This is a genomic window from Amycolatopsis echigonensis (genome assembly GCF_014174495.1).
Lineage (GTDB): Bacteria > Actinomycetota > Actinomycetes > Mycobacteriales > Pseudonocardiaceae > Amycolatopsis > Amycolatopsis echigonensis.
The window spans coordinates 176323-200680 of record NZ_JACJHR010000005.1; the positions used below are offsets into that span (position 1 = coordinate 176323).

General features: G+C 70.4%; 23 protein-coding genes. 13 read left to right on the top strand and 10 right to left on the bottom strand.

The features are described from left to right. Positions 1 to 39 precede the first annotated feature (39 nt). On the top strand, positions 40 to 1455 hold the full coding sequence (locus H5411_RS05850; protein WP_183123167.1) for a family 2B encapsulin nanocompartment shell protein: 1416 nt from the start codon (positions 40 to 42) through the stop codon (positions 1453 to 1455). After that, positions 1452 to 2846 carry a family 2B encapsulin nanocompartment shell protein gene (locus H5411_RS05855; RefSeq protein WP_101441295.1) on the top strand — a complete coding sequence of 465 codons (1395 nt, stop codon included), beginning with the start codon at positions 1452 to 1454 and terminating at the stop codon, positions 2844 to 2846. Before H5411_RS05850 ends, H5411_RS05855 begins: the two co-directional genes overlap by 4 nt. Positions 2847 to 2898: 52 nt before the next feature. Here H5411_RS05855 and H5411_RS05860 read toward each other — a convergent pair whose 3' ends face one another. Both H5411_RS05860 and H5411_RS05865 read right to left on the bottom strand, forming a co-directional pair. After that, on the bottom strand, positions 2899 to 3435 hold the full coding sequence (locus tag H5411_RS05860; protein ID WP_101439653.1) for a snapalysin family zinc-dependent metalloprotease: 537 nt from the start codon (positions 3433 to 3435) through the stop codon (positions 2899 to 2901). 37 nt (positions 3436 to 3472) lie between these two features. Beyond that, on the bottom strand, positions 3473 to 4168 hold the full coding sequence (locus H5411_RS05865; protein ID WP_208637533.1) for a S1 family peptidase: 696 nt from the start codon (positions 4166 to 4168) through the stop codon (positions 3473 to 3475). Positions 4169 to 4602: 434 nt separating this feature from the next. Between H5411_RS05865 and H5411_RS05870 the strand changes: the two genes are divergently transcribed. Then, complete coding sequence (locus H5411_RS05870; protein WP_244194853.1) at positions 4603 to 5673, top strand: S1 family peptidase; 1071 nt, start codon at positions 4603 to 4605, stop codon at positions 5671 to 5673. Between the two features lie 472 nt (positions 5674 to 6145). Here the strand turns inward: H5411_RS05870 and H5411_RS05875 are convergent, their stop codons facing one another. Continuing rightward, a complete protein-coding gene (locus tag H5411_RS05875; protein ID WP_101439650.1) occupies positions 6146 to 7360 on the bottom strand; it encodes an MFS transporter in 1215 nt (404 codons plus the stop codon). 274 nt (positions 7361 to 7634) lie between these two features. Between H5411_RS05875 and H5411_RS05880 the strand changes: the two genes are divergently transcribed. Then, on the top strand, positions 7635 to 9044 hold the full coding sequence (locus H5411_RS05880; protein ID WP_101439649.1) for an FAD-dependent monooxygenase: 1410 nt from the start codon (positions 7635 to 7637) through the stop codon (positions 9042 to 9044). Between the two features lie 309 nt (positions 9045 to 9353). Next, positions 9354 to 10340, top strand: coding sequence for an ArsR/SmtB family transcription factor (locus H5411_RS05885; RefSeq protein WP_183123168.1), 987 nt, complete (start codon positions 9354 to 9356; stop codon positions 10338 to 10340). A gap of 197 nt (positions 10341 to 10537) precedes the next feature. Here the strand turns inward: H5411_RS05885 and H5411_RS05890 are convergent, their stop codons facing one another. After that, on the bottom strand, positions 10538 to 11539 hold the full coding sequence (locus tag H5411_RS05890; RefSeq protein ID WP_101439648.1) for an amidohydrolase family protein: 1002 nt from the start codon (positions 11537 to 11539) through the stop codon (positions 10538 to 10540). Positions 11540 to 11644: 105 nt separating this feature from the next. On the opposite strand from H5411_RS05890, the gene H5411_RS05895 reads away from it, so the two are divergent. Continuing rightward, a complete protein-coding gene (locus H5411_RS05895) occupies positions 11645 to 12517 on the top strand; it encodes a LysR family transcriptional regulator (protein WP_101439647.1) in 873 nt (290 codons plus the stop codon). Positions 12518 to 12703: 186 nt separating this feature from the next. Further along, entirely contained in the window at positions 12704 to 14140 is a 1437-nt protein-coding gene (locus H5411_RS05900) for an amino acid permease (RefSeq protein ID WP_101439646.1), read from the top strand. Positions 14141 to 14266: 126 nt separating this feature from the next. Here H5411_RS05900 and H5411_RS05905 read toward each other — a convergent pair whose 3' ends face one another. Further along, a complete protein-coding gene (locus tag H5411_RS05905; RefSeq protein WP_101439645.1) occupies positions 14267 to 15175 on the bottom strand; it encodes a hypothetical protein in 909 nt (302 codons plus the stop codon). Positions 15176 to 15422: 247 nt separating this feature from the next. Here H5411_RS05905 and H5411_RS05910 point away from each other — a divergent pair, with 247 nt between their 5' ends. Together H5411_RS05910 and H5411_RS05915 are read left to right on the top strand one after the other, a co-directional pair. Continuing rightward, positions 15423 to 17033 (top strand): amidohydrolase, encoded by a 1611-nt coding sequence (locus tag H5411_RS05910; protein ID WP_208637532.1) that lies wholly within the window; start codon positions 15423 to 15425, stop codon positions 17031 to 17033. 160 nt (positions 17034 to 17193) lie between these two features. Then, positions 17194 to 17565: a GNAT family N-acetyltransferase gene (locus H5411_RS05915; protein WP_220816587.1), complete on the top strand. Its 372-nt coding sequence runs from the start codon at positions 17194 to 17196 to the stop codon at positions 17563 to 17565. Positions 17566 to 17584: 19 nt separating this feature from the next. Here H5411_RS05915 and H5411_RS05920 read toward each other — a convergent pair whose 3' ends face one another. Further along, positions 17585 to 18721 (bottom strand): cation diffusion facilitator family transporter, encoded by a 1137-nt coding sequence (locus H5411_RS05920; protein ID WP_101439642.1) that lies wholly within the window; start codon positions 18719 to 18721, stop codon positions 17585 to 17587. Positions 18722 to 18835: 114 nt separating this feature from the next. On the opposite strand from H5411_RS05920, the gene H5411_RS05925 reads away from it, so the two are divergent. Beyond that, positions 18836 to 19216: an ArsR/SmtB family transcription factor gene (locus H5411_RS05925; protein WP_101439641.1), complete on the top strand. Its 381-nt coding sequence runs from the start codon at positions 18836 to 18838 to the stop codon at positions 19214 to 19216. 10 nt (positions 19217 to 19226) lie between these two features. Here H5411_RS05925 and H5411_RS05930 read toward each other — a convergent pair whose 3' ends face one another. Next, the gene (locus H5411_RS05930) at positions 19227 to 19610 is read right to left on the bottom strand and encodes a DUF2267 domain-containing protein (RefSeq protein ID WP_158242557.1); all 384 of its coding nucleotides are present in this window, start codon (positions 19608 to 19610) and stop codon (positions 19227 to 19229) included. 73 nt (positions 19611 to 19683) lie between these two features. Here H5411_RS05930 and H5411_RS05935 point away from each other — a divergent pair, with 73 nt between their 5' ends. The 3 genes from H5411_RS05935 (at position 19684) to H5411_RS05945 (ending at position 20963) form a co-directional block, all read left to right on the top strand. After that, positions 19684 to 20040 carry a hypothetical protein gene (locus H5411_RS05935; RefSeq protein WP_101439639.1) on the top strand — a complete coding sequence of 119 codons (357 nt, stop codon included), beginning with the start codon at positions 19684 to 19686 and terminating at the stop codon, positions 20038 to 20040. 61 nt (positions 20041 to 20101) lie between these two features. Next, entirely contained in the window at positions 20102 to 20473 is a 372-nt protein-coding gene (locus tag H5411_RS05940) for a hypothetical protein (protein ID WP_312877726.1), read from the top strand. 70 nt (positions 20474 to 20543) lie between these two features. Beyond that, positions 20544 to 20963 carry a DUF4383 domain-containing protein gene (locus tag H5411_RS05945; protein WP_101439638.1) on the top strand — a complete coding sequence of 140 codons (420 nt, stop codon included), beginning with the start codon at positions 20544 to 20546 and terminating at the stop codon, positions 20961 to 20963. Here the strand turns inward: H5411_RS05945 and H5411_RS05950 are convergent. From H5411_RS05950 to H5411_RS05960, 3 genes are read right to left on the bottom strand one after another with little or no spacing between them, the layout of a single operon-like run. Beyond that, a complete protein-coding gene (locus H5411_RS05950; protein WP_101439637.1) occupies positions 20960 to 21784 on the bottom strand; it encodes an SDR family oxidoreductase in 825 nt (274 codons plus the stop codon). The two genes, H5411_RS05945 and H5411_RS05950, sit on opposite strands and share 4 nt — an antisense overlap. A 22-nt stretch (positions 21785 to 21806) precedes the next feature. Then, positions 21807 to 22808, bottom strand: a complete 1002-nt coding sequence (locus H5411_RS05955; RefSeq protein WP_101439636.1) for a glycosyltransferase family 9 protein — start codon at positions 22806 to 22808, stop codon at positions 21807 to 21809. Further along, positions 22805 to 24265 (bottom strand): HAD-IIIA family hydrolase, encoded by a 1461-nt coding sequence (locus tag H5411_RS05960; protein ID WP_183123169.1) that lies wholly within the window; start codon positions 24263 to 24265, stop codon positions 22805 to 22807. Before H5411_RS05960 ends, H5411_RS05955 begins: the two co-directional genes overlap by 4 nt. Positions 24266 to 24358: the final 93 nt, after the last annotated feature.

A 24358-nucleotide genomic window follows, 5' to 3' on the forward strand; every position in this document is an offset into this window, starting at 1 on the left:
GATGCCAGGCTTCGCAACCGAAGACAAGGTGGTTTCGCTGTGACTGTCACCGATCCGGTCGACTCCGCGGACGTGGAAGACCAGGAACCCTTGAGCCTAGGCCGCGCGGCGGCGCGGCAGCTGGCCACGACCACGAAGTCCGTGCCGCAGATGCAGAGCATCAGCTCGCGGTGGCTGCTGAAGGTGCTGCCGTGGGTCGAGGTGTCGGCGGGGACGTACCGCGTCAACCGGCGGCTGAGCTACACCGTCGGCGACGGCCGGGTCACCTTCGTGACGAGCGGCTCCGAGTGCCGGGTCATCCCGCCCGAGCTCGGGGAGCTCGCGCCGCTGCGCGGATTCGACGACGAGGCGGTGCTGGAGGAGCTCGCCGGGAGGTTCCAGCAGCGGGAATACCAGCCGGGCGACGTGCTGGCCGAATTCGGCAGCCCCGCCGACCAGGTGTTCCTCGTCGCGCACGGCAAGATCACGAAAGCGGGTGTCGGGCACTTCGGCGACCAGACCGTGCTCGGCACGCTCCTGGACGGCAGTTACTTCGGCGAGAACGTACTCACCACTCCGGACGGGATCTGGGAGTTCACCGCCAAGGCGGTCACCTCCGCGACCGTGCTGACGTTGTCGCGCCAGGAGTTCGAAGGAGTGCTGAACCGCTCGGAAACGCTGCGCGCGCACCTGGACGCCTTCGTCGCGAGCGGAGACACGGCCCGCAACGAACACGGCGAGGCCGAGATCGCTCTCGCCGCCGGGCACGACGGCGAACCGCGGCTGCCGGGAACCTTCGTCGACTACGACACTTCCCCGCGCGAGTACGAGCTGAGCGTCGCGCAGACCGTGCTTCGGGTCCACAGCCGGGTCGCCGACCTCTACAGCGAGCCGATGAACCAGACCGAGCAGCAGTTGCGGCTCACCGTCGAGGCGCTGCGGGAACGGCAAGAGCACGAGCTGGTCAACAACCCCGATTTCGGCCTGCTGAACAACGCCGACTTCGACCAGCGGGTGCCCACCCGCACCGGCCCGCCGACGCCGGACGATTTCGACGAGCTGCTCTCGCTGGTGTGGAAGGACCCCGCGTTCTTCCTCGCGCACCCGAAGACGATCGCCGCGTTCGGACGGGAATGCAGCAAGGCCGGGATCTACCCCGGTTCGGTCGACCTCGGCGGCCACCAGGTGCCCTCGTGGCGCGGGGTGCCGATCCTGCCGTGCAACAAGATCCCGGTCACCGAGACCCGCACCAGCTCGGTGCTGCTGATGCGGACCGGCGAGGAATCCCAGGGCGTCGTCGGGCTGCACCAGACCGGACTGCCCGACGAATACCAGCCCGGCCTCAACGTGCGGTTCATGGGCATCAACGAGCAGGCCATCCTGTCCTACCTGGTGTCGGCCTACTATTCCGCCGCCGTCCTCGTGCCCGACGCGCTCGCCGTGCTGGAAGCCGCCGAAATCGGCCGGGAGGGCTGAGCCCGGTGCCGGTCACGGAACAACAGGAGCAGCTTTCCCTCGGAGTCAGGGCGGCCCGCACCCTCGCCACGACCACCAAATCGCTGCCCCAGATGCGCTCGATCACCCCGCGGTGGCTGCTGTCGCAGCTGCCGTGGGTCGAGGTGCCCGGCGGCAGCTACCGGGTCAACCGGCGGCTCACCTACACCGTCGGCGACGGCAAAGTGAGTTTCTTCCAGACCGGAACGCGGGTCCAGGCCGTCCCTCTGGAACTCACCGAAATCGAACTGCTGCGCGGGTTCTCCGACGAAGCGGCGCTCGGCGCGCTGGCCGACGCATTCGAACAGCGCGAGTACGAGAAGGGCAGCACGCTCGTCACCGCCGGCGAACCCCTGGACCAGCTCGTGCTCGTCGTGCACGGCAAGGTCACCCGGCACGCCCAGGGGCACTACTGCGCGGAAACTCACCTGGGCACCTCCACGGACGGCGATCATTTCGGCGGCGAACTCCTCTCCCGGGACGACGCCACCTGGGGTTTCACCGCGCGCGCCGCGACCAGGGTGGTCGCGCTCGTGCTGCCCGCCGGCTCGTACGCCCGGCTCAACGGCAGGATCGATTCCCTGCGCGCGCACGTCGCGCAGGCCGCTTCCCGGCCGCGGAAACCACAGAACCGCAAGGGCGAAGCGAACATCGAACTGTCCGCGGGCCACGACGGCGAACCGGTCATCGCCGGAACGTACGTCGACTACGAACCCTCGCCGCGCGAGTACGACCTCGCGGTGGCGCAAACGGTCCTGCGGGTGCACAACCGCGTCACCGATCTGTACAACGACCCGATGAACCAGTTCGAGCAGCAATTGCGGCTCACCGTGGAAGCGCTGCGGGAACGGCAGGAACACGAGCTGGTCAACAACCCGGATTTCGGCCTGCTGCACAATGCCGATCTCAAATCCCGGATCACCACGCGCACCGGTCCTCCGACGCCGGGCGATCTGGACGAACTGCTCTCCCGACGGCGCAAAACGCGCTTGTTCCTCGCGCATCCGCGGGCCATCGCCGCGATCGGCCGCGAATGCACGAAGGCGGGCATTTATCCGGAGCCGGTCGTGGTGGACGGGAAACGCGTCACCGCGTGGCGCGGGGTCCCGATCCTGCCGTGCGACAAAATCCCGGTCACCGAGGCGGGCACCACCTCGGTGCTCGCGATGCGCACCGGGGAGGACGACGCGGGCGTCATCGGATTGCGGCCGAAATCCCTCGCCGACGAATACCGGCCGGGGCTGAATGTTCGGTTCATGGGCATCAACGACCGCGCTGTGTCGTCCTATGTGGTCAGTGCCTATCACTCCGTCGCGGTTCTCGTGCCGGACGCGCTCGGGATCCTCGACCACGTCGAGGTCGCCCGCGCGTGAGCGACGCCCGACGTTCGCCGGAAGCCGTGCGCTTCCGGCGAACGTCGGCGTCTCAACGATAGATGTGCTTGTCAGGCAAGCGAACCGTCGCGAAGCCGTTGGCGAAGTTCGCGTCCACCTGTGCGGCTTCCTGAGCGTCGGGCATCGCGTTCTTGCACGTGATCCCCGGGCCGTGGCCGGACATCAGCTCCGAGCAGGGACCCTCGTAGTGGTCGGGCAGGCCGAGGTTGTGGCCGATCTCGTGGGCGATGATCCGCGTCGGGTCGTTGCCCTCGGCGACCTGCTGGGTGTCGATGTAGATGTCTCCGGTCCCGTGCCCGTCGGTCTGCGTGTAGGAACCGCCGCCGGTGGTTTCGTGCATGATGATGGTCGCGGCGCCGCCGCTGTTGAGGTGCACGTTGTGCACCGAACTGTTCCAGTTCGCCGCGGCCTGGGTGGCCTCGGCCTGATAGTCGGGCAAACCGCTGGCGTCGTAGTACAGCTCGACCGCGTCCAGCGGTGCGGCCGACGCCGTGCCGGCTCCGGTCAGCGGCAGCGTCAACGCGACGGCAGCGCCCGCGGCCAGTCGCCCAAAGCGTTGCAGGATCATGGTTTTTCCTCTCCGCGCGAGGTTTTCCGGACAGGGGTCAGCTTCCGATCTGCTGCTGGATCCACGACTGGTACTGGGCGATGCCGGTGTAGAGGGTGGTGGTCGCGCATTCGCCGCCGTTGTCGCCGGGGCCGTGGGTTTCGCCTACCAGCGTCCAGTTCCCGGTGGTGCCGACGATCGCCGGGCCGCCCGAATCGCCGTGGCACGCCGAATGCGCGTAGTCGCCGGAGATGCAGACGTCGCCCGCACCGCCGCCGCCCTCCGCGCACGCGCTGCTGTCGAGCACCTGAAGATCGATCTGCTGCAGGGTTTGCGGCGTTTGGCAGTTCGGCCAGCTCGTGCATCCCCAGCCGAGCAGCCGCGCGCTCGTTCCCGGAGCCGGGTTGCTCTGCGCCATCGCGACCGGTGCGGACTGCGCGGGCTGGCTCAGGTGCATCATGGTGAGATCGGTGCCCGGGTTGGTGATCACGTTGTCGATCTGGCCGACCTCGCCCGAGTTGATGTCGGTGGACCCGATCCGCGCCTGCGAGGCCTCACCGCAGTGGTGCGCGGTGATGATCCACTGGGGCGCGACGAGACTTCCGCCGCAGCCGTTGTCCAGGGACACCATGAACGAGTAGGTTTCGGTGGCGTCGCTGCCGCCGATGATGGCCGGCTGCGCCGCGACCGCCGGTGCGGCGGCCCCGAACAGCAGGGCGGCCGCGCCCATCAGCACCAGCATTGTTTTCCGCATCGCTTTCCCTTCCATAGCAGCCAATCCCGCGAATCGCGGGAGGGGAGTTCGGCCGGGGATACGGCCGGGACGGCTTCGCGGGCGCCGGGCCCGCGACGGAAACCACAGAGTCCCAGGGCCGCCGGAGTCCGAACACCGTCGAAAGGAGGGACACGTCCGGACGCCGAACCGTGCGAGGCGGCACGAACTTCGATTACCGGGATGAACCGAACGCGGAATGAGCGTCCGCACGGTTCACCTGGCAGCCAACGGATCCGGTGCGGGAGAACGACTTCCGTTCAGCGGACGGAAGTCGCCGCTGAACAGCGAAACCGAACGGGATTCGCGACTTTCGTGGGTATAGGAGGGCGACCGGCGTCCCTAAACTGCGAATTGCGCCCGCATTCGCTGACCGCGGCGCGCCATCGTCCTATTCGCAAGAAACGGAGATGTGCATGATCTCAGCACTCAGTCAAAGACACGGCGGGCGCGGCGGTATCGCCTTCGCCGCGGCGGTTCTGGCCGCTGGATCAGTTTTCGCCGCCTCGGGCGTCGCGGCTGCCCAGCCCTCGACGGCGCCGCTGAACGCGCGAGCCGCGACCGCCGTGTCCGCCAGCCTCGCGAAATCGCTCGGCGACCGCACCGTCGGCTCGTTCTACGACCAGTCCGGTTCGCGGCTGACAGTCACCGTCACCGACCAGGCCGCCGCCGACCAGGTCCGCGCGGCCGGCGCGACGCCGAAGTTCGTGAAATACCGCGCGTCCCAACTGAAAGCCGTCACCGCGGAACTGGCCCGCACGGCCAGCGTCCCCGGCACCGCCTGGCGCGTCGACCCGCGGACCGGACAGGTCCTCGTCACCGCCGATTCGACGGTCACCGGCGCCAAACTCTCCCAGGTGACCAACGCCGTGCACCGCTTCGGCGACAAAGCCCGTTTCGCCCGGACGAAAGGCAAACTGCGCCCGTTGATCAGCGGCGGCGACGCGATCTGGGGCCAGGGACTGCGCTGCTCGCTGGGCTTCAACGTGCACACCTCGAGCGGCCAGGCCGCGATCCTGACCGCCGGCCACTGCGGCGTCGCCACCAACGACTGGTGGGCCGACCAGAGCAACTCGCAGCACATCGCCACCACGTCCGCCGCTGACTTCCCCGGCACTGACTACTCGTACGCCACCTACGACGCCGGCGTCGACGCCCCGAGCGCCATCAACACCGGCCAGCAGATCACCGCCGCGGGCGACGCCACCGTCGGCGAAACCGTCACCCGCAGCGGCTCGACGACCGGCGTGCACGACGGCCAGGTCACCGCGCTCAACGCCACGGTGAACTACCAGGAAGGCGCAGTGAACGGCCTGATCGACACCACAGTCTGCGCAGAACCCGGCGACAGCGGCGGCTCGCTGTTCGACGGATCCACCGCACTGGGCCTCACCTCGGGCGGCAGCGGAGACTGCACGTCCGGCGGAGAAACGTTCTTCCAGCCGGTTCCCGCCGCATTGAGCGCTTACGGGCTGGTTCTGCCGTAAATCCCCGCGTTCCGCGGTCCATTTCGCCATCCCGCAGCGGTGAAGGGGCCCCTCACGGATCCTCGGATCGCGAGGGGCCCCTTCCCGGATTCAGACTCCCTCAACGAGCCCTTCACGGACCGATTCCCGCCGCGCCGCGAGGCCCGGGCGCAATGTCGCCGCCAAGCGGAAAAGAACAGATTCAGACCGACCACGCCCAACACTGTCACCCGCAATGACCGCCGGGGCCGCACGCACCGAAGCCGTCGATCATGGCCGGTCTCGGTTCCCAGGACGCGTCGAACGCCAGCGACGCGATGAGCGCCGCCCGTTCGCGCCCTAGGCCGAGAAAGACCGCGCGGTGCGCGACCCAGCAGATTCACCAGCACACGTTGCTCCACGGCGACGTCCAACCGGGGGTAGATGACATCCGCGGCAGTGCCCGCATCCGGCGCGGCCCGCCCTTGTGTCCACTAAGGACAGTCATTCCGGGTCACTCCGCGGACCTCCTGGCGCGCATCGCGGAAAGAAGCACGGGCAGCGCGGCGGCCAACGCGATCCCCCGCACCGCACCAGCCACCGGATACGCCGCCCGGATGCCGAACGCGTCCGCGACCAGCCCGCCGGCCAGCGATCCCAGCGGCATCAATCCCCAGCCCAGCATCCGGTAGACGCTGTGCACCCGCCCGCGCAGTTCCGTCGGCACCGCCTGCTGCCGCAGGCTGACCGTGACGACGCTCCACAGCGTGGTGGCGAATCCGTTCAACCCCAGCAGGAGCCCAAGAACGACCGCGTTCGGACTGGCGCCGATGAGCACGAAGATCACCACGTTGGCGATCAACGCGGTCAGCAACGCCCGCAGCGCCCCGATTTTCGCCACGACCCGCGCGTTGACCATCCCACCGAGCACACTGCCGACCGCGGCCCCCGCGAGCAGCACGCCGTAACCGCGCTCGCTGACATGCAGGGTCTGCGTCGCGAGCAGCACGACCGTGACGTTGCCGAGCTGATAGCAGAACGTGTTCACTGCCAGGAGCCCGGCCAACGTGCGCAACAGCCGGTGCCGCCCGAGCCAGCGCACCCCTTCCGCCACCGCGACCCGAATCGGCGGGTGCGCGATCTGCGGCAACGGACGACGAGGCAGCGTCGCGAGCAATGCGGCGGACACCACGAACGAGGTGGCGTCCACCCCGAACGGCAAAGCCGCCGCCACGGCGAAGAGCAGGCTGCCGATCGGCGGCCCGACGAACAACTGCCCAGCGTTGGCGATCGCGTATTGACTGCCGTTCGCCCGGTGCAGGTGCGTCTCGGAAACGAGGTCCGGCAAGACCGCGAGCGACGCGTTGGCGAACACGACCTCGCACGCGCTGAGCCCGAATCCCATGAGCGCCAGCGCCGCGATGTCGATCCGCCCCAGCCCGATCAGCACCGCCGCCGCCGCGACGATCGCCGCCTGAAGAGCCTGCGACCGCCACAGCAGACCGACCCGGTCGCGCCGGTCCACGACCGCGCCCGCGGGCAAGGAGAGCAGCAGCCACGGAAGGTAGGTCGCCGCCGAGACGACGGAGACCAGCACCGGATCACGGGTGAGGGTGACGGTCAGCAGGGGCACAGCGGCCGAGAAGACCCCGTCGCCCACGTTGTCCACCGCCGATGCCCACCACAACCGCCAGTACGCGGCCGGGAGTTTGGCGTCGCGTCGTTTCATGCCCGGAAGCGTTCCCGACTCGAACAGGTGTTCGCTACCATGTAGACTGGAGCTACATCGAAGGTTTCGCCAGGGTCGTGGCCGAGCTGTCCGGTATTTCGCTTGCCGCACCGTGCCGGGTGCCGCAGACTGATCGGCCGATGCCCAGTCCTGCGCACATCCGGAACCAGTCCGACGCGTCCCCTGCCGTCGCGGCCCGACTCACCGCGGTGGGGCAGGCGGCCAAGCCCGCAACGGCCGCCACACGCGCCGCAGCCGACCGAACGGATGCTTCATGATCGACGTAATCATCGCCGGATGCGGCCCGACCGGCGCGACGCTGGCGGCTGAGCTCCGGCTCCACGGCGTGCAGGTGCTCGTCCTCGAAAAGGAAACCGAGCCTGTCCCGCTCGCCCGCATCGTCAGCCTGCATATCCGCAGCCTCGAACTGCTCGCGATGCGGGGGCTGCTGCCGCGCATCCTCGAACGCGGACGACAGCGTCCGGTCGGCGGCATCTTCGCGGGCATCGCCAAACCCGCGCCCAAGGAGCTCGATTCGGCGTACCTGCTGGGCATCCCGCAGCCGGTCGTCGTCCGGATGCTCGAGGACCACGCGATCGGGCTGGGCGCCCAGGTCCGGCACGGCTGCGCGGTCGCCGGCTTCGAGCAGGACGAAGACGGAGTGACCGTCGAGCTGACCGACGGCGAACGGGTGCGGTCGAAGTACCTCGTCGGCTGCGACGGCGCGCGCAGCACAGTGCGCAAACTGCTCGGCGTCGGCTTCCCCGGCGAACCCTCGCGGACCGAGACCCTGATGGGCGAAATGGCCGCGACCGCGCCGCAAGAAGAGATCGCGGCGAAGGTGGCCGAGGTCCGCGCCACCAACAAGCGCTTCATGCTGGGGCCGGTCGAAGAAGGGGTCTATCGCGTCGTCGTCCCGGCCGCGGGGATCAGCGCCGAACCGCCCGTGCTCGAGGACTTCCAAGAACGGCTGCGCGCCGTCGCCGGAACCGATTTCGGCGTGCACTCCCCGCGCTGGCTGTCGCGCTTCGGCGACGCCACCCGGCTGGCCGAACGGTACCGGGTCGACCGGGTGCTGCTGGCCGGCGACGCCGCGCACATCCACCCGCCCACCGGCGGGCAGGGCCTCAACCTGGGCGTTCAGGACGCGTTCAACCTCGGCTGGAAGCTGGCCGCGCAAGTTCGAGGCTGGGCCCCGGACACCTTGCTCGACACTTATCAGACCGAACGCCGCCCGGTCGCGGCGGACGTCCTCGACAACACCCGTGCCCAAATGGAGCTGTCCTCCACTGAAGCGGGACCGCGAGCGGTGCGCGGGCTGCTCGCCGAACTGATGGACATCGACGAGGTCAACCGCCGCCTGATCGGGAAAATCACCGCGATCGACCTCCGCTACGACTTCGGCGAAGGCCCCGACCTGCTCGGCCGCCGTCTGCCCGACCTCGACCTGAGGCAGGGCCGCCTCTACGACCGCCTGCACCAGGGCCGCGGCCTGGTGCTCGACCGCACCGAACGGCTGAACGTCGCGGGCTGGGCAGACCGGGTCGACCTCCTCCCGGACTCCGCCGCGGCCCTGGACGCTCCGGCACTCCTGCTCCGCCCGGACGGATACGTCGCCTGGATCGGCGAGGACCAGCAGGAGCTGAACCGTCACCTCGCCCGGTGGTTCGGCGGGCCCGCGTGAGCGAGAACCACCACCTCGCCCCGCGGAAGGCCGCTCCCCGCCGCACAACAGGCTCATAACCACGGCAACCACTCGTCTGGCCTGCCCGCCGCTTCCACCGCCCCCATCCGCTGCGCACCAGGCACCGGAGGAGTGATCAGCCGCGGGACGCGGTGCCGATGGTCGCCCGTTTTCCTTGCGGCAAAAAGCGTTCGACTTGATTCACGACCAGCCCGCACCCGCGTCCGACGAAGGCAAGCAGCCGCCATCCGCCCCTCCGGCAAGCCCGCCAACTCCCTAGACCCCCGTCCGCTGCCGCATAATCGCGAGGTGCCGCTGACCCTCCGACTGAGCACCAGCGACCTGGCCGGCACCAGGCTCGCCGTCTCGCCGCTGTCCGAAACCGTCTCCGGCCTGCAGACCCTGGCCGGATGCTGGGGCCGGACGCGCCACGGACGCTGGACCCGCTGGGCCGAGCACGAACTCGCCGTCCGTCCGGTGGACCTGTCGTGGACCTGGCCGTTGCTCGTCACCGGCCGGACCAGCTGGCCGCAGTTCCTGCTGCCCGCCCCGGCCCGCGCGGCGAGCACGATCGACGAGGCGCTCGCCGCGATGTGCCGGACCACCGCGAGCGAGATCCGGCGCAGCCTGCGCGGCGTGTTCGGCGACCGCCTCCCCGCACCGGCCCGGGCGCTCGCCGCCGACCCCGAGGCCGGGCTCCGCGCCGTCGCCGCCGAACTCCGTCAGGCGCACGACCGTCTGATCGCCCCGCACTGGAGCCGGTTACGCGCCGTCCTCGACGCCGACATCGCCTACCGCGCCAAACAATGGGCCGACGGCGGCGCCGGCCACCTGTTCGCCGACCTGCACCCCGGAATGAACTGGCAGGACGGCCGCCTCACCCTCGACGGCGATCACCGTCGCTCGCCCGGGCGGCCCGCCGGCGGGCTGGTGCTCTCCCCGGTCGTGCTGGGCCCGCCGTGGGTGATGATCAAGCTGCACACCACCACCCAGACCACGATCCGCTACCCGGCCCGAGGCAGCGGTGCATTGTGGACCGTCGCGGAGCGCCGCCCGGTCGAACACGCGGTCCGCCTCCTGGGCCGACGTCGCGCCGAACTGCTGGAGACGCTGCGCTCCCCCGCCACGACCACCGACCTCGCCGAAGCCCTGGACGTTTCGCCGAGCGCGGTTTCGCAACACCTCCGGGTCCTGCGCGACAGCGGCCTGGTCGCCGGACGACGGTCCGGCCGCGCGGTCCTCTACCGCACCACCGCACAAGGAATCCGCCTCCTCCGTCCCGACTCGCCGAGCTGATCCGCCCGCTGACGAGATATCTCCGAGGGGCACTGATTCCCATGCCGGAACTCAAGCGGCGCGGCCCTTCTGACCGTCCACAAAGGACGAAAGTTCCGTCGAAATGACCGAGCGATCCTCAGCTGACCGAGTCCACAAGCCGGTGAGGACGACAACCCAGCCCCGGGCCGCCGGACTGACCCGCGATCAAACCTGAGTCACACCGCGGTCAGGCCCAGCAGCCGGTCGGCATTGCCGTGGGCGATCTTTTCCTGGTCCTCGGCGGAAAGATGCGATTCGGTGAGGAACGCCGCGGCGCCCTCGTTGCTCAGCATCGGGAAATCCACGGAATGGATGATCCGGTCGGCGCCGACGGTGTCCACGCAGTACCGCAGCTGGGCTTGGCTGAACATGCCGCTGGGAGTGATGAACACGTTGTCGCGGAAGTATTCGCGGAAGGTCCGGTCGAGCCCGGTCATCCGCCGCGGCATCGTCTCGTCCAGCCGGTCGAGGTAGAACGGGACGAACTCGCCCCAGTGGCCGAGGACGAACTGCAGTTCCGGGTAGCGGTCGAGCACCCCGGTGAGCACCAGGTGCAGGAAGTGCACGGCCGTTTCCTGGTGCCACCCCCACGCGGCGAGCCGCATGGCCCCCGACACCGCGGGCGACAGCCCGGCGGCGTAGTTGGCGTCGCTCACCGGTGCCGGCGGCGGGCCCGGGTGCAGGTAGATCGGCACGGACAGGTCGCTCGCGGCGCGCAGGATCGGATCGAAGCGCGGCTGGTCGAGGAATTCGTCGTCGGTGCGCCCCATGATCATGGTGCCGACGAAGCCCAGTTCGCGGACACACCGGCGCAATTCGCCGGCAGCGGCGCCGGGCACGGCCGTCGGGAGGGCGGCGAACGCGGCGAACCGGCCAGGAAACGCCTTGACCGCCTCGAACATGGCGTCGTTGGCCGAGGCGGTCAGTTCCGGCGCGACGTCCGCGGGCAGAAAGGTGTTGATCAGAGAGAGGACCTGGGTGGTGATGCCGTTGCGGTCCATGTCGGCGATCCGGGCGGAACCGAGGTCCTCCAGCAGTTCCGGGCGTTGCGGGTAGGGCATTCCGGTGCTCTGGTCGAACGCAGCCGCGTAGCCGGGCACGTGGTCGAGCATGCTCGGCATACCGGCAGCGGTCACCGCCGGATCGGACCAGTGTTCCTCGAGCGTGACAATCCGCATCGCTGCTCCTCTTCGTGGGTCTGCACCTCCACAGTGGCCCCGGGCAGCGATAGGCTCAAGGCATCGTTTCTGATCCAACGATCAGTACTGCTGATAGGAGCCGGGATGGAACTGCGGCACCTGCGCTACTTCGTCGCGGTCGCCGAGGAGGGCGGGTTCAGCGCGGCCGCGCGGCGGCTGCACGTCGTCCAGCCCACGTTGAGCATGCAGATCCGCGACCTCGAACACGAACTCGGCGGACCGCTGTTCGACCGCGGCGGGCGGCCCCGGCTGACCCCGGCGGGCGAAGCGTTCCTGATCGAGGCCCGGCAGGTGCTGGCCCAGGCCGAACGAGCACGGGACACCGCGCGGTCAGCCATCCGCGGGGACACCGGAAGCGTGCGAATCGGAGTGGCGGGCGCCGCGGTCTTCGGCGGTCTCCTCACCGGCCTGATCGGCGAGTTCCACCAGGCACGCCCGCTCGTCCGGATCGAACTCCGGGAAGCCGGGCCGCAGGCGCAGCGCGCCGCGATCCTCGCGGGCGAACTGGACGTCGGTTTCAGCGCGCTCCCGGCCCCGGCCGACGAACCCCGCCTGGCCTCGACCCCGGCCAGTTCGGTGTCGTTCCTGGTCGCACTGCCCGCCGGGCACCGGCTGGCCGGTCACCGGATGCTCACCGCCGAGCAGATCGCGGGCGAGGAACTGGTCGAGTACATCACCGGAGACGACGATCTCGCGCCCCGGGGATTGCTTGGCCACCGGCCGAATCTGCCGGGTTCGCCGGCTCGGTTTCGCGCCGACAGCACGCTGAGCGTGCTCGCGCTGGTCGCCGCGAAGGCGGGTCTGGCGGTCGTCCCGGCGGGCGTCGAGCAGGCCGGGGTGCCGGACGTCGTGTACCGCCCGCTGACCGAACCCGGGCTCACCACCGACTTCCACTTGCTCTACCGCAGCATCGAACCCGCACCCGCCGTCGCCGTCTTCGTCCGCACCTGCACGTGAACCGGAAAACCGCACCGGGCAAGCAAGATCGCTGCTCCATTCGGATGATCGACTACGCCCCGCCCGGCATCCGCCCCTTCCCGCCCCTAACCTCGACGGACCCGGCGGCCGCGGCCTGGCTCCGCGGCCGGTTCCGACATCGTTGTCGGACGGGGCGGAACGGCCGAGCGAGAGGAAGAGCGATCGATGGCTGACCGGATGACCGAGCAGGGCCAGGGAAGCCAGGGAAGCGCGGACAGCCCAGGCGGAGCGGCCGCCGATCCCAAGAAGCTGCGTTCCCGGCACATCACGATGATCGCCCTCGGCGGGATCATCGGGGCGAGCCTTTTCGTCGGTTCGGGGAACGTCGTGCGCGCCGTCGGGCCGGCGGCGGTCATTTCCTATCTGATCGGCGGGCTGCTCGTCTTCCTCGCGATGCGGATGCTCGGCGAGATGGCCGCGGCGCGTCCGGCGATCGGGTCGTTCATGGAGTACGCCCGGGTCGGGCTCGGCGAGTGGGCGGGGTATCTCGTCGGCTGGCTGTACTGGTACTACTGGATCGGCGTGATCGCGTTCGAGGCGGTCGTCGGCGGGTCGGTGCTCGGCGGCTGGTTCCCGGACGTGCCGCAGTGGGTGTTTTCGGTGGTGCTGCTGCTTTTCTTCACCACCACGAACCTGGTGTCCGCGCGGTCGTTCGGCGAGGTCGAGTACTGGCTGGCGAGCATCAAGGTCGCCGCGATCATCGTGTTCCTCGCGGTCGGCACGCTGTTCGCGTTCGGGCTCTGGCCGAAGGCGAGCTTCTCGATCCCGAACCTCTGGCAGCACGGCGGGTTCGCGCCGAACGGCTGGTGGCCGGTGCTCAGCGGCGTCGCGATCGTGATCTTCTCCTATTTCGGCACCGAGATCGCGGTGATGGCCGCGGCCGAATCGGAGGACCCGGCCAAGGGCGTGCGGCAGGCCGTCGTCACGGTGATCTGGCGGATCCTGCTCTTCTTCGTCGGCGGGGTCCTGCTGATCGTCACCATCGTCCCGTGGAACCAGCTGCCGAATCCCAAACAGGAGGGCCCGTTCGCGCACGCCTTCACGTTGTTCGGACTGCCGGGCGCCGGTCTGGTGATGAACGCCGTCGTGCTCACCGCCGCGTGTTCGGTGCTCAATTCCGGACTCTATTCCGCCGGGCGGATGTTCTCCGCGCTCGCCGAAAAACGGCTCGCCCCGCGCGTGGTGGCGAGGAAGAACAAGTCCGGCGTGCCGGTGGTGGCGGTCGCCGCGTGCACGATCGGCGGGTATGTCGCGGTCCTCGTCAACTTCGTCGCACCGGACTCCGGCATCTTCGACTTCATCATGAACTCCGCCGGTCTGGTCGCGCTGTTCGTGTACTCGTTCATCGCGTTCACCCAGATGCGGATGCGGCACACCATGACGCCGGAGGAACGCGCCGGGCTCAAGCTCAAGATGTGGCTGCATCCGTGGCTCGGCATCCTGACGGTCGCCGGCGTCGTGGGGATCATCGTGGTCATGCTGCTGACCGACGACTCCGCCCGCACCCAGGTGTGGACGAGCCTCGTGTCGCTCGCCGTGATCGCGGCGTTCTGGCCGCTCGTGCGCCGGAAACTGCGGAAGACTGCCGCGAAGGAGAGCTGAGGAAGCTCCTGCCGGTCGGCCGCTCAGCGAGCGCCGCGAGATCGAGAAGTCGAAATAGGTCGGTTGCCGCGCATAGCCCGCTTGCGTACCAGAAGACCACGCGCCGGAGTAGGCGTTCCGCGCCGGTCACGCCTGCGGAGCGGCCTTCGACGCCCTCCGCACCACTCGCCGCCCGTCCGCGCGCAGCATCGGCCCGAACCTCGACCGCGCTTCGTCCGCCAGTTCGGCGCCGAGGTCCACCTCGTACCGGCGCCCCGAGGCGGCGATGCGCAGCCGGTCGCCCCGCCGGGCAAGGCCGGTGATCCGGTTGCGGGCCACCGCCAGCAGCTGCACCCCGTGCGTCAACGGCCGCCGGCCCAGGACATGCTGGACCACGACCAGTTCCTGCCGCGTCAGCACGACGAAGGCGGCCGGGCGGGATTGCTGCCACAGCCAGCGCCGCGGCAGTTCCGGTTCCGCGCCGAGGTAGCGCGCGTGCCGGTGATGTCCGAGGGCCACCAGCGGCGAAGCCGGGAGCCGGTCCCAGCCGAGCGACGGCGGGCCCGCGTGGGCTGGTTCCGCCGCGCCGGGCCGGTGCGCGCGCGACCGCACGTGCGTCACGAGGTCGGCCACCGCGGGCCACGCCCACGAGCGGTAGCGGAAAACCAGAGTCGTCCGGACACCGGTTAGCACCAGGCACGCATGCTTCCCGGTCATCGCGTGCTCGACCGCGATCAGCTCCGGGTACGGGATCGCGCCGACGATGCGCGGGTACGGCAGGTCGTCGACCCACAGCGCCACCCCGCGGGCGCCCGCGCCCAGCGCCTGCTCCGGAGTCCACACCACGCCGTCGTCCGACGGACGGGTCGCCGACGGGGCCAGGACCACCTCGCCCGGGCCGACCAGATCCGCGAGGTCCTCCGCCGCCGCGCCCGGACGGGACCAGCGGGAGGGCGGTTTGGTGTCGAGCCGGTCGGCGAGGTCGCGGCCGACCTGGATCTCCCACGGCTGCGCCGCGGCCCTGAGCGCGGCCCGCGCCGCACCGATGCCGGACATGCGAGCCTCCTGCCGCCGCGGGAGCCGGGCCTGGTGCCCTGTGCTTCCAGCGTATACACCGCCGCACGGCCGATTCTCATTCCGGAGTTCACCCGGGTGGGACCGAGATCACCCGATTGCCGCAACCCGCTTCGACGATGCGGCCAGGTCCCCGCCGCCCCTAGACTCGGCGGTGCGGCACTGCAGCCACACCGTCCTTTGTGGACACAGTGCCGCCCGGCCAGCCGTCGAACCTGGAGGCAACCCCGTGTCCGCACCGGAATCCGCGCAGATCGTCACCGCCCGGCGGATCGTGACCATGACCGGCGCCGAACCTCCGGCGTTCGCGATGCGCGGCGAACGGGTCGTCGCGCACGGCACCGTCGCCGACCTGCGCGGCGAGTTCCCCTCGGCCGAAGTGCACGATTTCGGCGACGCCACTGTCATCCCGGGTTTCAACGACGCCCACCAGCACCCGACGGTCGTCGCCGCGCAATCCTTGCAGGTCGACCTCTCGCCGTCCCGGATCCGCTCGACCGCCGACCTCGCCGCGGCCCTGCGCGAGCGAGCCGCCGCGACGCCGTCCGGCGAATGGGTCATCGGCTGCGGCTACGACTCGTTCCGCAGCAACGGCGGCCGCGAACTCACCCGCGCCGAACTGGACGAAGCCTGCCCGGACCACCCCGTCCTGGTCGTGCACGTGACACTGCACGCCGGCGTCCTCAACTCCCCCGGCCTCGCCCTCGCCGGCCTCACCGACTCCAGCGAGCCGCCGCCCGGCGGTCACCTGGGCCGGGACGCCGCCGGGCGCCTCGACGGCGTCATCCACGACCAAGCCCTTTACGACCTGGCTTTTCCCGCCTTCACCCCGCGCCCGACGATCGTGCGGGACCCGCCCACCGAGGTCCTGGCCGCCGCCTTCACCCGGCACGCCGCCGACCTGCACGCGGCGGGCATCACCTCGGTCGGCGACGCCCTGGTCGGCCGCACCGAATGGCAGGTGCTCCGCCATCTTGCCGACCAGAACCAGCTCACGCTCCGGGTGAACGCGCTGGCCGCCTACGACCACTTCGACTACTTCCGCGCCCTCCCGGAAGAGCCGATCACCCCGGAAACGCGGTTGCGCCTAGGTGGGGTCAAGACTTTCGCCGACGGTGCCGTCAACGGCGGGACCTGTCTGGTCGAACAGCCCATCGAAGGCACCGACAGCTACGGCTTGGAGCGCGTCAGCGCCGCCGAACTGGCCGATACGGTGCGGCACGTGCACGACGCCGGATGGCGAGTCTGCGTGCACGCCAACGGCGACCGCGCGATCCGTCGTGTCCTGGACGCCGTCGACCAGGCGCAGGCCGCCAAGCCCAGGCAGGATCCGCGACACCGCATCGAACACTGTTCGATCATCGACGACGAGATCCTGAAGCGGATGCGCGACCACGGCATGGTCGCGGTGCCGTTCGCGAACTACGCCGCCGCGCACGGCGACAAGCTGACCCAGTACTACGGGGCGGAGCGCGTCGAGCGGATGTTCGCCCACCGGTCGATGCTCGACGCCGGGGTCGCCGTCGCCGGTTCGTCCGACCATCCGTGCGGGCCGTTCCCGCCGCTGTACGCGCTGCGCAGTTGCGTGACGCGCCGGGCTCCGGACGGGGAGTTGTTCGGGCCTTCGCAGCGGATCAGCGTCAAGGCGGCGCTGGGCGTGTACACGACGGGATCGGCTTACGCGTCGGGCGAGGAGACGACCAAGGGGCAGCTCGCGCCGGGTTTCCTGGCCGATTTCGCGGTGCTGGCGGAGGATCCGTTCGAGACCGATCCGGAAACGCTGGATCGGGTGCGGGTACGGGAAACGTGGGTCGGCGGGGAACGGGTCTGGTCGGCGTAGCGGTTGAGTCGCGGGCGGTCCGTGAAGGGCCCCTTGAGGGAATCTAATTCCCTCAAGGAGCCCTTCACGGACCGCAAGGGCCACCTCGCGGCACGTACCGCAGCTCGTCGCCTCGGCGGCAGCTCTCTTCGCCGAGGACGGCGGGCGGCGGGATCCGTCGCTGGATCTCTCCTGGCCGCGCCGCGAAGGCTTTGCTTACTTCGCGGATCTCGTGCGCCGCGAGGATTCGCTGTGCCTTCTGGCGCTTCCGGCCGCGGGCTCCGCGATCGGCCACCTGATCGGCCGGATCCGCCGCGCCGACCCGCTCCGGCCGGGGACAGTGGTCGGCGTGCTGGAGAGCCTGCGCGTCGACCCCGCACACCGCGAAACCGGTGTCGCGACGGCCTTGACGGAGGAATTCTTCGCGTGGGCCAGGGAATCCGGTGCACAGCAAGCCAGCGTCACAGCGTATTCGGCAAACGAATCCGCCATTCGTTTCTATCGCAGAAGCGGGTTCTCCCCGTTCGAAGTCACCCTGCAGGCACCGCTGTGATCTCGCTCGTCCACAGCAATCACGAGATATGCGCGGTCTCCGCCCCGATCGCCGGTTCGACGTGGACCGCCGCCGCGGTCAGGCGGGGCACTGTGGTGATCAGCTGGTGCTCCAGGCTGTGCGCCAGTTCGTGCGCCTGCACCACGGTGAGGGTGTTGGCCACCTGGACGGCGAGTTCGGCGCGCAGGCTGTGGCCGATCCAGCGCATCCGAACCTCGCGGACGCCCTCCACCCCGGGCACCGCCGCGGCCGTCTCCTCGGCCAGTTCGACGGTCGCCGGGTCGACGGCGTCCATCAGCCGCCGGAAGACTTCCTTGGCCGCGTCGCGCAGGACGAACAGGATCGCAACAGTGATCAACAGCCCGATCACCGGGTCAGCGGCCGGGAAACCGAGGGCGACGCCGATCGCGCCCAGCACCACTGCCAGCGAGGTGAAGCCGTCGGTGCGGGCGTGCAAGCCGTCCGCGACCAAGGCGGCGGAGCCGATTTCGCGGCCGACGGTGATGCGGTACCGGGCGACGAGTTCGTTTCCGGCGAACCCGACCACACCCGCCGCGGCGAGCACCCAGAGCTGTTGCACGGGGTGCGGGTGCAGCAGGCGGTCGATCGCTTCGTACGCGGCCAGCGCGGCCGATCCGGCGATGATCAGCACCACGACGACGCCGGCCAGGTCTTCGGCGCGGCCCAGGCCGTAGGTGTAGCGGCGGGTCGCGGCACGACGGCCGAGCGCGAAAGCGATGCCGAGCGGCAGGGCGGTGAGAGCGTCCGCGAAGTTGTGGATGGTGTCGCCCAGGAGGGCTACCGAGCCGGTGACCGCGACCAGCGCCAGCTGGATGACGGCGGTGCCGAACAGGGCGGCGAACGACCAGATCAGCGCCCGGATGCCGCGCTGGCTGGTTTCCAGGGCGGTGTCGAGGCGGTCGGCGCTGTCGTGGCTGTGCGGGGTGAAGAAGTGCTTGACACGGTCCCGCCAGGTCGCGGGCTCAGCGTGGCCATGCCCATGACCGTGCCCATGGCCATGCCCGTGGCCGTGGCCGTGACCAGGGCCGGACGCGCCGGGACCATGCCCGTGCCCGTCGCCCGCCCCGGCGTCCTGCCCATGCGCAGGACCGCGACCGTCCGCGGCCCGCGGACGATCCCGACGCGGCTCAGTCATCAGCACACTCCCGGATGCTCGAAACCTCTCGCGAACCGGGCGAACGCACCGGCCTCATTCCAGCATACCTGCGCAGATGCGCAGATAGTCGACCAGGCCCGGTAGCATCGGGGCATGCACACCTCCCTGCCGGACTTCGACATGCCTTCCGACGAGCAGGTCCACCTGGCCGCGGAAAGCTTCCGCCTGCTCTCCGACCCGACCCGGATCAAGGTGCTGTGGGCGCTCCTGCAGGGAGAATCGTCGGTCGCCTGCCTCGCCGAACTGGCCGGGGCCGCGCCGACCGCGGTCAGCCAGCACCTGGCCAAGCTCCGGCTCGCGGGCCTGGTGAAGGGCCGTCGCGAGGGGACGTTCGTGTACTACTCCGCCGCCGACGAGCACGTCCGCGGGCTCCTGGCCCAGGCGCTGCACCACGCCGACCACGTGGACCGCGACATCCCGGCCGAACCCGGCGGCCACTCCCAGCCGCACCGGCCCCGCGTGCGGAACGCCTGAGCCAGCCGCGTCAGGCGGCTCCGAGCCGGTCCGGCTCCGCCAGGCGCCGCAACGGTTCCGGCAGCACGTTCCAGACCTCGTCCGCCACCTGCACCGTCTCCCGGCCCAGCACGTCCAGCACCACTCCGGCGCGGTGCACGGCCTCCGGCTCGGTCAGGTTCTCGCGCTCCGCGATCCGCCCGACGAAGTCCTCCAGCTCGTAGCGTTCCCCGGCGCCGCCGCCCGGGCGCAGGTCTTCCGCCAGCTCGGCCGGAAGCTGCACGGCGAGGCTTGCTGCCGCTTCCGGGGAAATCCGCTCGGACAGCGTCCGCAGCACCGCGTGCGCGGCGCGTTCGGCGTCGCGCGCTTCCGCGAGACAGGCCCGCCTCCGGATCAGTTCGACGATCTCGTCCATTGCTCCCGGATACCCGGCGCGGCCGTCCGCAATCGTCCGGTTAGCCGTGCCACCACCGGGTATCTGCCGTCCCATGGACCATTCAGCGACGTCTCCCGCACCGGCCGAGCAGGCGCAGACCGCGCTGCGCCGGCTCCGTCGCGAAGCCGGTGCCGGCGGCTACGAATCACCCGCGGACCTCTACCGGACGCTCGGGTTGCTGAGCCTCCTCGCCGACGACCTCTCGGAACTCCTTCCCGATCTGTGCGGCCAGCTCGAGGACGCCTTGCTCGCCGGGCGCGTCCGGCATCATTCGGACGACCCGCAGGAAGCCTGCGACGCGGTCGCCTCGGCGGCGCACAGCATTTCGGTCGCCCGCTTTACCGCGCTCCTGGTCGGGCAGGAAATCCAGAAGGCGCAGACCGCGATCCGCGATCTCGCCGCCGCCTGACGCCGTTTTGTCCCGTTCCAGGCGGGTACCCGCCAGAAAAGCGCTGCAGCGAGAAGGGAGCATGATGCCCGACCTCGATCCGGCCGAGCCCGAAACGCTCGATCAGTCCGAATCCCTCGACGAGGACGAGCTGCGGGTCGACCCGCTGGAAGCCGGTGTCGAACCGCCGGAACGCTGGAGCCCGGTGGCCCAGCAGGCCCCGACGCCCGCCGAGGCGCGCGAGGGCGAGCCGCTCGGCCGCAGGCTCGCCGAGGAGCGGCCGGACGTCCAGCCGGTGCCGAACCCGCCCGACGACGAGACGCTCGCCCGCGCGGAGGCGGCCCGGGCCGCGGCTCCGGACGAGGATCTTCCGCAGCGCCGCGCGGACCCGGATCCGGGGGAACAGGCGGACGAGGCCGGCGGTTCCGTCGCGAAATCGCTTCGCGAGGAGTAGCCCGGAAACCTGGCGCACGACAACGGAAAAAGCCGCGTACGGCCAGCGGCCGAAACGGAAAGGAGTCCCCATGCCGACGGTCACCACCCGTTCCTGGGCCCGTCCGGTCGTCGCCGTGCTCGGGCTGGTCTACCTCGTGCTGGGCGTCGCCGGGTTCTTCGTGCCGGAAACCGCCCACGGCGGGCACGACACCTCGCGGGTCGTCTGGCTGTTCAGTTCCAGCACGGTGCTGAACATCGTCCACACCGCACTGGGTCTCCTCGGTCTTTTGGCCGCGCGCAAGCTTTCCGGCGCGGTCGCGTACTGCTGGGTCCTGTTCGTGGCGTTCACCGGGTTGACCGCGTACGGGATTCTGGCGACGGCGTTCAGCACCGCACGCGACGACCCGGTGAACCTCAACTGGGCGGACAACTGGCTGCACGGGCTGACCGCGCTCGTCGCCTTGGTCGTCGCGCTCAGCGGCAGCACAGCCCGCGAAGAACGGGCTTAGGGGCGACGCCACCGGTTGTCCGGGAAGACTGTCCCGGCCTGGGCGCCCATGCGAATCAGCCCGCCGTCGACGACCAGGGACGAGCCCGTGATGTACCCCGCCGCGGGGGTGGCCAGGAAAGCCACCGCCGCGGCGACTTCACGGGCGTGTCCGGGGCGGCCCAAGGGGATTCCGGGACGCTCCTGATCGCGCGGGTCGACGTCGGTCTGTCCGGTCATCGGCGTGGAGATTTCGCCGGGAGCCACCGAATTGACCGTGATCCCGTGCTCGGCAAGTTCGAGCGCGAGCACCTGGGTCAGCGCGCCGGCACCGGCTTTCGCCGCGCAGTACGGGGCCGCTCCGACCCGGGGCACGTGTCCGTGGACGCTGGTGATCGTGATGATCCGGCCGCCGCGGCCGGCGTCGATCATGTGCCGCGCAGCGCGTTGCGAGCACACGAAAACGCCGTGCAGATCGACATCCACGACGCCGCGCCAGGTGTCGAAGTCCATGTCCATCGCGAGTTCGCTGCTGCCGGTCCCGGAGCAGTTCACCAGCACGTCGACGCCGCCCAGCTCGTCCGCGAGCTCGTCGACGGCGCTCGCCGCCGTGGGCAGGTCGGTCAGGTCGAGCTGCCGCACGGGCGCGGCCACACCCTGCTCGCGCGCCTCGGCCGCGGTCTCCTCCGCACCGGTTTTATCGGTGTGCCAAGTGATTCCGACGTCCACTCCCCCGCCGGCGAGCGCGACGGCCACCGCGCGGCCGATGCCGGAATCCGCGCCGGTCACGATCGCGGTGCGCGGCCCGTCGGCCTCTTCGGGCAACGGTGCTGGGTCCACCATCTCTTCTCCTTTCCTGTGCGGTTCAAGCGGTTGCCTGCCGGCTCGGTCTCTTGGCCAGTTCGGCCACCGCGGCCACCACTTCGGCCGGGTCGATGCCGTCCAGGCACGGATGTCCGGGGACCGGACAGGTCCGGGCCCGGCTGCCGCGGCACGGCGCGTGCTGGTCGCCGAGCAAGGCCGCCGGAACCCCGAACGGAGCCCAGCGCGCCGCGGGAACCACCGGCGCGAACAGCGACACCACTGGAGTCCCGACCGCGGCGGCCAGGTGCGCCGGACCGGTGTTCGGGGCCACGACGACCTCGGCCCCGGCGAGCACCGCGGCCAGTTCGGGCAGCGTCGTGCGGCCGCTCAGGTCGACGTCGGCGGTCATCCCCTCGGGCTTCGCGCCGGTCACCACCACCCGGTGTCCCGCTTCGGTCAGCGCGTCCACGATCCGTCCACTGTGGACCGGGGAGGGGCTGCGAGCCGGTACCGAGGCCGTGGGGTGCACCACGACGTAGTCGCCGATTCCGGTCAGCGCGGAGACATCCGGCAGCGGACGGCGGACAGCGAGCCGCCCGTCGTCGCCGAACGGCAGCGAACACCCGGCGACTTGCGCAAGCGACAGCATGCGCAGCGCCTCCGGCGGATCCCCCGGTACGCGGTGGCGCAGGTCGAGGAGGCTGCCCGGGTAGTCGTCGCAGATCGCGCCGATCCACGGCACCCCGGCCATGCGCAACACCAGCGCGAGCGGCAACGGCGACTGGTGAAACGACGTGAACACGAAGGCCGCGTCGAAACCGGTCAACTGTTCGGCGAGGGCCTCGACGGACGGGCGGGTCAGCGGCGGCGGATCGGGGTCGATCCACGGCGCGCGGAAAACCTGTACTTCGTCGACGCCGGGCAGCAGTTCCCCGGCCGCGGCGCCATGTGGTCCGGCCAGGAGCGTGACGTGCTCGGCCTGTGCGGCGATCGCCCGGATCGCCGGGCCCGCCAGCAGGACGTCGCCGAGATTGTCCTGCCGGGCCACCACAACGCGCTTCACCTGACGACCCCCGCCTGTCGCAGCGCGTCCTGGAGATCTCGCGCGACCAGCGCTTCCCGTCGGGCGCGAGTGATTTCGGCGGGCAGAGTGCGCGCAGTCGGAACCAGCACGGCACGCGCCCCGGCGGCGAGCCCCGCGTCGACGTCCGCGCCGGTGTCGCCGATGACGACGCACCGCGCGGGATCGACCTGCAGTTCCTTCGCCGCCCGCCGGACGAGTTCCGGGGACGGTTTGCGGCAGCCGCAGCCGTCGCCGGCGTCGTGCGGGCAGACCTGCCAGGTGCCGAACTGCCCGAACAATTCGTCCACGCGAGCGTTCACCGCGCTCAGTTGACCCGGTTCGATCAGTCCTTTCGCGACTCCGGACTGATTGCTCACGACCCCGACCCGGACGCCCTTCCGCCGGAGCTCCCGCACCAGGTCGACCGCTCCGTCGACCGGCCGGACCTGCTCCGGGTCCGCCAGGTAAGGGACGTCGTGGATCAACGTGTCGTCGCGGTCGAACAGCACTGCTTGCGGCGTAAGCGAACGGCGGGCGTCGATTTCCCCGCGGAGCCGGTGATAGCAGGCGGCGGGCGGGATCAGCACGCTCGTCACGAGCATGCGCGCGATCTCGCCGGGCGTGGCTGGCCCGGAACGGATGCGTTGCGCGGCGAAGGCTCCGGTCAATCCGGCCCAGGCCGCCAGTGCGAGGCGACGCTTCCCGGGCGCGAGCGCCGCGACGGCTGCTGCGACGGTCAGCGCGTGCCGTCCCAGCATTCCGCTGCCAGCGCCGGTTCGCTGCCGCCACAGGACGCCGTGCTTGTACCGCATTCGCGCGTTGTCCGCGTTGCCTCGTTGGGCTCGTACGCTGGCGAAGAATCCCGAACGGCGCGCTGGATGGGTCGTGACCCGCTCGCCGCGCTCGATCCGGTGTCCTTTCAGCACGACGCGCAGCGCCAGGTCGGAGTCTTCCCGGAAGGCACGCGGGAATCGTTCGTCGAAACCGCCGGACTCGACCAGCGCGGCCCGCCGGTACGCCATGTCCGCGGTGATCCAGCGCGCCGTTTCCAGCCCGGCGGTGCCGCGTTCGTCGTCAGTGGGTTTCCGGTCGTCCGGCAGCGGAACCACGATCCGGGCCTGCGACGCGGCGGCTTCCGGCGGCAGCCGGGCCAGGTCGGCGGCCAGCTGGGCGGGCCAGTCCGCGGCGAGGACCACGTCGTCGTCCACGAACGCGATCCACTCGGACTTCGCCGCCCGCCAGCCGGCATTGCGCGCGGCGGCCGGGCCCCGGCCGTGCGAACGCAGCACCCGGACGCCCTCGGGCGCCTCCAGCGGCGTCCCTTGTGGACGGTCGTCGACCACGATCACCTCGGCCGGTCCGGGGCCTTCGGCCGCGGCGAGCGTGTCCAGCAGGGTGCGCAGCGCGGGGCGTCCGGTGGTCGGGATCACCACCGTGTAGTCCGGGAAAGTGTTCACCCGGGCCGGTTTACCCCGCCTCCGCGCAGGCAAACGGGAGGCATGACAGCGCGTGCACCGGGGTACCCGCAGCGCGACCGACTACCAGGAGGT

Coding starts and splice junctions, on each gene's coding strand:
- H5411_RS05860 (WP_101439653.1), bottom strand. CDS start 3,435: ATGATCCTGCAACGCTTTGGGCGACTGGCCGCGGGCGCTGCCGTCGCG.
- H5411_RS05920 (WP_101439642.1), bottom strand. CDS start 18,721: ATGACTGAGCCGCGTCGGGATCGTCCGCGGGCCGCGGACGGTCGCGGT.
- H5411_RS05945 (WP_101439638.1), top strand. CDS start 20,544: ATGCCGACGGTCACCACCCGTTCCTGGGCCCGTCCGGTCGTCGCCGTG.
- H5411_RS05905 (WP_101439645.1), bottom strand. CDS start 15,175: ATGTCCGGCATCGGTGCGGCGCGGGCCGCGCTCAGGGCCGCGGCGCAG.
- H5411_RS05870 (WP_244194853.1), top strand. CDS start 4,603: ATGATCTCAGCACTCAGTCAAAGACACGGCGGGCGCGGCGGTATCGCC.
- H5411_RS05925 (WP_101439641.1), top strand. CDS start 18,836: ATGCACACCTCCCTGCCGGACTTCGACATGCCTTCCGACGAGCAGGTC.
- H5411_RS05940 (WP_312877726.1), top strand. CDS start 20,102: ATGATGCCCGACCTCGATCCGGCCGAGCCCGAAACGCTCGATCAGTCC.
- H5411_RS05895 (WP_101439647.1), top strand. CDS start 11,645: ATGGAACTGCGGCACCTGCGCTACTTCGTCGCGGTCGCCGAGGAGGGC.
- H5411_RS05865 (WP_208637533.1), bottom strand. CDS start 4,168: ATGCGGAAAACAATGCTGGTGCTGATGGGCGCGGCCGCCCTGCTGTTC.
- H5411_RS05890 (WP_101439648.1), bottom strand. CDS start 11,539: ATGCGGATTGTCACGCTCGAGGAACACTGGTCCGATCCGGCGGTGACC.
- H5411_RS05930 (WP_158242557.1), bottom strand. CDS start 19,610: ATGGACGAGATCGTCGAACTGATCCGGAGGCGGGCCTGTCTCGCGGAA.
- H5411_RS05875 (WP_101439650.1), bottom strand. CDS start 7,360: ATGAAACGACGCGACGCCAAACTCCCGGCCGCGTACTGGCGGTTGTGG.
- H5411_RS05950 (WP_101439637.1), bottom strand. CDS start 21,784: ATGGTGGACCCAGCACCGTTGCCCGAAGAGGCCGACGGGCCGCGCACC.
- H5411_RS05900 (WP_101439646.1), top strand. CDS start 12,704: ATGGCTGACCGGATGACCGAGCAGGGCCAGGGAAGCCAGGGAAGCGCG.
- H5411_RS05880 (WP_101439649.1), top strand. CDS start 7,635: ATGATCGACGTAATCATCGCCGGATGCGGCCCGACCGGCGCGACGCTG.
- H5411_RS05935 (WP_101439639.1), top strand. CDS start 19,684: ATGGACCATTCAGCGACGTCTCCCGCACCGGCCGAGCAGGCGCAGACC.